Origin of the sequence: Weissella sp. DD23 (assembly GCF_001579105.1) — a bacterium.
In the GTDB taxonomy this organism is placed as follows: Bacteria; Bacillota; Bacilli; order Lactobacillales; family Lactobacillaceae; genus Weissella; species Weissella cibaria.
This window is the reverse complement of record NZ_KQ970390.1, coordinates 472,195-472,995: the sequence shown is the minus strand read 5'-3', so window position 1 is coordinate 472,995 and position 801 is coordinate 472,195. Positions and strand designations below refer to the sequence as shown.

1 pseudogene is annotated in these 801 nt (G+C 48.1%); it reads left to right on the top strand.

Going from position 1 to position 801, the window contains the following annotated elements:
• Nucleotides 1-721: pseudogene (locus WEIDD23_RS14365) on the top strand (3-phosphoshikimate 1-carboxyvinyltransferase); the annotation flags it as partial.
• Between the last annotated feature and the right edge of the window lie 80 nt (nt 722-801).

Below are 801 nucleotides of genomic sequence, written 5' to 3'. Positions count from 1 at the left end.
ACGTAATCACACGGAAAACATGTTATCTAGTTTTGGGGTAGCCGTTGATTGTCAGGCGGAGATGATTTTTGTCGCGGGAAATCAACAATTAGTAGCAACAACGGTCACAGTGCCAGCTGATATGTCTGCGGCAGCCTTTTGGTTAGTTGGCGCAACGCTTCAACCAAATAGTGACGTCGTCTTGACAGATGTAAATGTGAATGAAACACGCTCGGGCGTTCTGACAGTGTTGCGTCGGATGGGGGCTAACATTACATTGACGCACGAACGCACACAAAATGGCGAGCCGATTGCTGACATCCAGGTCACAAGTGCTGAAATGCTCATTGGTACGACGATTGCCGGGATGGAAGTACCGACGATGATTGATGAATTGCCCATTTTGGCGTTGGCCCTGGCATTATCCCAGGGAGATAGTCGTGTGCTCGATGCTAGTGAACTCCGCATAAAAGAAAGTAATCGGATTGTGACCGTTACTAAGACATTGCAGGCATTTGGTGCCCAAATCAATGAGACGCCCGATGGCTTTTTGATAGCGGGTGTTGACCATTTGCAGGTTCCAAATCAACCCTTGGTAGATTATGATGACCACCGAATTGCCATGCTTCAAGCGGTTGCAAAATTGCTAACCAGCAACGTTAAGCTGCGGGAAGAAATTGGGACAATTGCTGTCTCGTACCCGGACTTCTACAAAGATTTGGCGGTGCTGATTGATGACTAGAATTGCAATTTGGGGTTTGGGGGCCATTGGTGCAGCGATGGCAGAACAACTGAGTCGGACTGAGGGTTATGAAGTATTGG